The 5578-nt window shown below is 72.6% G+C and carries 6 protein-coding genes; 3 read left to right on the forward strand and 3 right to left on the reverse strand.

Going from position 1 to position 5578, the window contains the following annotated elements; all coding sequences use genetic code 11:
* Nucleotides 1-121 precede the first annotated feature (121 nt).
* Both E1211_RS30365 and E1211_RS30370 read right to left on the reverse strand, forming a co-directional pair.
* Complete coding sequence (locus tag E1211_RS30365; protein WP_132353392.1) at nt 122-961, reverse strand: peptidylprolyl isomerase; 840 nt, start codon at nt 959-961, stop codon at nt 122-124.
* Nucleotides 962-1026: 65 nt separating this feature from the next.
* The gene (locus E1211_RS30370; protein WP_132353394.1) at nt 1027-1914 is read right to left on the reverse strand and encodes a peptidylprolyl isomerase; all 888 of its coding nucleotides are present in this window, start codon (nt 1912-1914) and stop codon (nt 1027-1029) included.
* A gap of 261 nt (nt 1915-2175) precedes the next feature.
* On the opposite strand from E1211_RS30370, the gene E1211_RS30375 reads away from it, so the two are divergent.
* Together E1211_RS30375 and hisS are read left to right on the forward strand one after the other, a co-directional pair.
* Entirely contained in the window at nt 2176-2895 is a 720-nt protein-coding gene (locus E1211_RS30375) for an MBL fold metallo-hydrolase (RefSeq protein ID WP_132353396.1), read from the forward strand.
* 66 nt (nt 2896-2961) lie between these two features.
* Nucleotides 2962-4290, forward strand: a complete 1329-nt coding sequence (gene hisS / locus E1211_RS30380) for a histidine--tRNA ligase (RefSeq protein ID WP_132353398.1) — start codon at nt 2962-2964, stop codon at nt 4288-4290.
* Nucleotides 4291-4507: 217 nt separating this feature from the next.
* Here hisS and E1211_RS30385 read toward each other — a convergent pair whose 3' ends face one another.
* A complete protein-coding gene (locus tag E1211_RS30385) occupies nt 4508-5023 on the reverse strand; it encodes a PaaI family thioesterase (protein ID WP_132353400.1) in 516 nt (171 codons plus the stop codon).
* A gap of 56 nt (nt 5024-5079) precedes the next feature.
* Between E1211_RS30385 and E1211_RS30390 the strand changes: the two genes are divergently transcribed.
* Nucleotides 5080-5556 (forward strand): helix-turn-helix domain-containing protein, encoded by a 477-nt coding sequence (locus E1211_RS30390; protein ID WP_132353402.1) that lies wholly within the window; start codon nt 5080-5082, stop codon nt 5554-5556.
* Nucleotides 5557-5578 lie beyond the last annotated feature (22 nt).

The following is a 5578-nucleotide window of genomic DNA, read 5'->3' on the forward strand; positions in this document are numbered from 1 at the left end:
GCCCCGCCGCCCGGCCGCCCGAACGGCGGGGTGCCCCGCCGGCGACGCGCGTCCCGACAAGGGGGGCGAACGAAAGCGCCCGCCGGGTTCACCGGCGGGCGCTTCGTGGTACCTGTGCGGGTCAGCCCTGCGGGGCGCTCATCGTCAGCTTCTTGATGACGATCTCCTTCTTCGGGTGACCGCCACCGGCCTGCTGCCCGAAGGCGCCGTCGTCGCCGGCCTTCGCCACGTCCTTGACGATGTCCAGCCCGCCGGTGATCGTGCCGAGCACTGTGTAGTCCGGAGGAAGCGGCGAGTCGCCGTAGACGATGAAGAACTGGCTGCCCGTGCTGCCCGGCTGTTGCGACTTCGCCATCGCGATCACGCCCTCCGGGTACGGGGGCCGCTTGTCGGTCGGCAGGTTCTCCTCGGCCATCCGGTAGCTCGGGCCGCCGGTGCCGTCGGTCTCCCGCCAACCCTTGCCGGTCGCGCTCGGGTCGCCGCACTGGAGCACCTTGATGCCCTCGGTGACCAGCCGGTGGCACTTGGTGTTGTCGAAGAAGTTCTTCTCCGCCAGGTGGGTGAAGCTGCCCGCGGTGCACGGCACCAGGGCCCGGTCGACCTTGGCGGTGATCGGGCCCAGGTTCGTGTCGAGGGTCAAGGTCTGGACGCCGGTGGTCGACTGCTGGTTGGACGGCACCCCGACGTCCTTGATCTCCTTGGTCCGCTGGTCGGCGGGGATCTCGACGTAGGGGCACTGGGCCAGGCCCTGCGCCGCCGTGTCGGTGCCGGCGGCGTCGTCGTCCCCGCCGAGGCTGGTGGCGAGCCAGACGGTACCGGCCACCACCAGCAGCAGGGCGAGGCTCGCCCCGACGATCGCCTGCGTCTGCCGGCGCTTGCGGGCCCGGGCCCCGCGCTCGGCCATCTCCTTCTCGAGCCGGGCGCGTGCCGCCGCGCGCTGCCGCTCTCTGGTGGACGTCACGCCTGGATCCTCCTGGACTGTCTGTCGTCGGGCGCGGTGGGGTGCCGTTGCGGGGTCTGGGTCGCTCAGCCGGCGTTCGGGCTGGGCGGCGGGGCGACCGAGCCGGACGGCGTGGCGGCCGGCGCGCCGGTCGTCGGCTCGCCGACGGTGAGGCTCTGGATCACCACGTCGGTCTGGGGCTTGACCTTGGCTCCTGCCCCATTGTCCACGGTCGGGAGCTTGCCGATCTTCTCCAGGACGTCCAGGCCCCCGGTGACCTTGCCGATGATCGGGTAGGTCGGCTCGTCCGGGGCGTAGTCCTTGAAGAAGAGCAGGAACTGGCTGCCGTTGGAGCCCGGCGGGTTGGCGATCATCGCGACCGTGCCCTTCGGGTACGCCGGCGGCCGCTTCCCGGTCGGGCTGGCCGACGGGCTCGGCTCCGGCGCGTCCGGCACGTTCTCGTTGTAGAACGAGTAGGTCGGGCCGCCCAGGCCGGTGCCGCTCGGGTCACCGCAGCGCAGCGCGCCCTCGGCCGTGATCTCGTGGCACTTGGTGTTGTCGAAGAACGACCGGCTCGACAGGTGGGCGATGCTCGCCGCGGCGCACGGGGCCGCGGCCAGGTCGAGGTCGGCGGTGATCGGCGCGCCCTGGTTGGTGGTCACCGTCATCGCCCGGGTGCCCTCGGTGGGCAGGCCGGTGGTCTCCGGGGTGCCGACGTCCTTCAGGTTGGCGTTGGCGGTGCCGTCCTGGGGCGTCCAGAGGCAGACCTCCTCGGCGGCGGTGTTCTCCTTCGGCTCGGATTCGAAGGCACCGAGCGCCCAGGCCGAGCCGACCACGATCAGCGCGAGCACCACGGCGGCGCCCACACCGGCCTGGATCTGTCGCCGCCGCTTGACCCGCGCCGCCCGGCGGACCATCTGGCGATCGAGCTTGGCCCGTGCCAGTTTGCGCTGCCGGTCCCTGCTGGAAGCCACCCGTGCTCCCCTTCCTCTACCCTGGTCGTCACCGGCGCCGTGGACGTCGCACGCCCGTGTGGGGCAGTGCGCCACGCCACACGCTCGCCAGAGTGTACGGCTACCAGCTGTGTATGTGGTGTACGAGGTCCTTGCTCTGCTTATCGGAGCGCGTCACTGTGTCCGGCGGTGCCGGCGGGACGGATGGTCCCGCGAATATGCCGCGCGCCGCCGGTTAGGCTGATCAGGGACGGACCTCATGTCGACGGAAGGGGAGCGGACGTGCTCGTGGCCGGCTTTCCCGCCGACGCCTTCGGCACCAACTGCTACGTGGTGGCCACGGCGCCGGGGGAGCAGTGCGTGGTCGTCGACCCCGGCATCGGCGTACTCGACCGGCTCGACGCCGTGCTCGCCGAGCACCGCCTGCACCCGGCCGCCGTGTTGCTCACCCACGGCCACCTCGACCACACCTTCTCGGTGGCGCCGGTCTGCGGCGCGCGGGGCATCACCGCGTACGTCCACCCGGGCGACCGGGAGCTGCTCGCCGACCCGGCCAAGGGTCTCTCCCCGGATCTCGCCGCGCTCTTCGGCGGCCGGCTGACCTACTCCGAGCCGGACGACGTCGCCGAGCTGACCGACGGCGCCACCCTGACGCTGGCCGGTGTGGAGATCACCGTCGACCACGCTCCAAACCATACCGGCGGGTCGGTGCTGTTCCGGATGCCCGGCGCCGGCTCGCGCTGGGAGGCGGAGGAGATCTGCCTCTCCGGCGACGTGCTCTTCGCGGGCTCGATCGGTCGCACCGACCTGCCGGGCGGCAGCATGCCGGCGATGGTCACCAGCCTGCGGGACAAGATCCTCCCGCTGGCGGACGAGACAGTCGTCCTGCCCGGCCACGGACCCACGACCACGATCGGCCGCGAGCGCGCGACCAACCCGTACCTCATCGAGGCGGCGGGGTCCGGCGACGCGCGCCCGGCCGTACCCACCCGAGGCCTCTGATCCGCCCCCGCGCGACGGCGCGGGCACCGACCGACCGCGCGGCGCGCGGGAGTCAAGGAGTACGTCATGAGCAAGCCCACGCCCATCTCCGGCTTCCCGGAGTGGACGCCGTCGCAGCGGATGATCGAGCAGTACGTGCTCGACCGGATCCGCGCCACGTTCGAGCTGTACGGCTTCGCGCCGCTGGAGACCCGCGCGGTCGAGCCGCTGGACCAGTTGCTGCGCAAGGGGGAGACCTCCAAGGAGGTCTACGTGATCCGGCGGCTGCACGACGACGAGCAGGGACCGGCCGGTGACGACGCGCTCGGCCTGCACTTCGACCTGACGGTGCCGTTCGCCCGGTACGTGCTGGAGAACGCGGGCAAGCTGCAGTTCCCGTTCCGGCGCTACCAGATCCAGAAGGTGTGGCGGGGGGAGCGACCGCAGGAGGGGCGTTACCGCGAGTTCGTCCAGGCCGACATCGACATCGTCGACCGGGACACCCTCGCCCCGCACCACGAGGCGGAGATGCCGCTGGTGATCGGGGACGCCCTGCGGTCGCTGCCGATCCCCGAGGTCCGGATCCAGGTCAACAACCGCAAGATCTGCGAGGGCTTCTACCGGGGCATCGGGTTGACCGATCCGGAGGCAGCGCTGCGCGCGGTCGACAAGCTCGACAAGATCGGCCCGGCGAAGGTCGCGGAGCTGCTGGCCCAGACCGCCGGGGCGAGCGAGGCGCAGGCGAAGGCGTGCCTGGCGCTGGCCGAGATCTCCGCCCCGGACGCCTCCTTCGCCGACGCGGTGCGCGCCCTCGGGGTCAGTGACCCGCTGCTGGACGAGGGGATCGAGGAGCTGGTCCGGGTGGTGGAGACCGCCGCCGAGCACTCGCCGGGGCTCTGCGTGGCCGACCTGCGCATCGCCCGGGGTCTCGACTACTACACCGGGACCGTCTACGAGACCCAGCTGCGCGGTTACGAGCGGTACGGCTCGATCTGCTCCGGCGGCCGGTACGACAACCTGGCCAGCTCCGGCGCGGTCCGCTTCCCCGGCGTGGGCATCAGCATCGGGGTCACCCGGCTGCTCGGGCTGCTCTTCGGCACCGACGCGCTGGAGATCTCCCGGGACGTGCCGACCGCTGTCCTGGTCGCGGTGACCAACGAGGAGCTGCGGGTGGCCAGCAACCGGGTCGCCGAGGCGCTGCGCCGGCGGGGGATCCCGACCGAGGTGTCGCCGAGCGCCGCGAAGTTCGGCAAGCAGATCCGGTACGCCGAGCGGCGGCGCATCCCGTACGTCTGGTTCCCGGGCGCGGAGGGCGCGGGTGACGAGGTGAAGGACATCCGCTCGGGCGACCAGGTGGCGGCGACGGCCGACGCCTGGACGCCACCGGCGGTCGACCTGAAGCCGCTGGTGAGCTGACCCGTTCGTACGGTCGCCGGGCGCCGCAGCGGCGTGCGGTCACGCGGGTCGGGGTGGGTTCGCGGCAGGTGGCCGGGCCGTTGCGGCGGGAGTTCGCGGCGCTGCCCGGCCACCCCGGCTCCCCGGCAGCGGGCCGCCCGGCTGCCCCGGCTCCCCGGCAGCGGCGCCGCCGGCCACCCCGACGCCCTGGCAGCGGGCCCGCTCCGGTGTGCCCGGCTCAGGGCGCGGGGTTGACCGGGAAGACGAGGCAGGTGCTCATGGCGTGGGCGATCAGGCGCGCGCCGGCGTCGGTGACGCGGGCCTCGGCCAACGCCGTCCGCCGGCCGCGCTGCAGGACGGTGCCCACGCAGACGAGCAGGCCGGAGCCGACGGTGGCCGGCCGGAGGAACTTCACGTTCAGGTCCAGCGAGGTGTAGCCGACGCCGGCCGGCAGCGTGCTGTGCACGGCGCACCCGGCGGCCGTGTCGAGCAGGGTGGAGAGGATTCCGCCGTGGACGCTGCCGAGCGGGTTGTAGTGGAACTCCTGTGGCGTCATCTCGACGGTGACGTGTCCCTCGTCGACGGTCATCCGGCCGATGTCGAGCAGCCGCATCACCGGTGGTGGGGGCAGCTCACCGGAGATCATCGCGCGGAGTGTCTCGAGCCCGCCGCGGCGGCCGAGCTCGGCGGCGTTCACGGCCGGGTCGGACCAGGAGAAGGTGCGGCTGCGCGCCGTGTCCTGCGTCTGCGTCATGGACGCAGCCTGGCAGGGCGTTGCTGAGTCTGTCAACGAGACTTAGCCTGGTCGTCATGAGACCCGCGGCGCTGGACTGGTCGGTGGAGAACTGCACCATCGGCCGGGCGATGGAGATCCTCGGCGAGAAGTGGACCCTGGTGGTGCTCCGCGAGGTGTTCAACGGCATCCGCCGCTTCGACGACATGCGCGTACGCACCCGGATCCCGCGCCAGGTCCTCACCAACCGCCTGGCCGTCCTGGTCGAGCGGGGCGTCCTGCGCCGGGAGCCGTACCGGGAGCCGGGCAGCCGGGTGCGACACGAGTACCGACTCACTGAGATGGGCGCGGACCTCTGGCCGGTGCTCGTCGCCGTCCTCGGCTGGGGCGACCGCTACCTCGCCGACCCGGACGGCTCACCGCTGAGCGTCGGGCACCGGGACTGCGGCGCCGAGGTCCGCGTCGAGCTGCGCTGCGATCAGGGGCACCTGGTGGACCGGCCTCGCGACGTGATCCCGCGCCCGGGCCCAGGCGCCCACCCCCGAACCGACTGATAACTAGGCGCCCGGCTCGCCC

The organism is Micromonospora sp. 15K316 (assembly GCF_004348525.1).
Lineage (GTDB): Bacteria > Actinomycetota > Actinomycetes > Mycobacteriales > Micromonosporaceae > Micromonospora.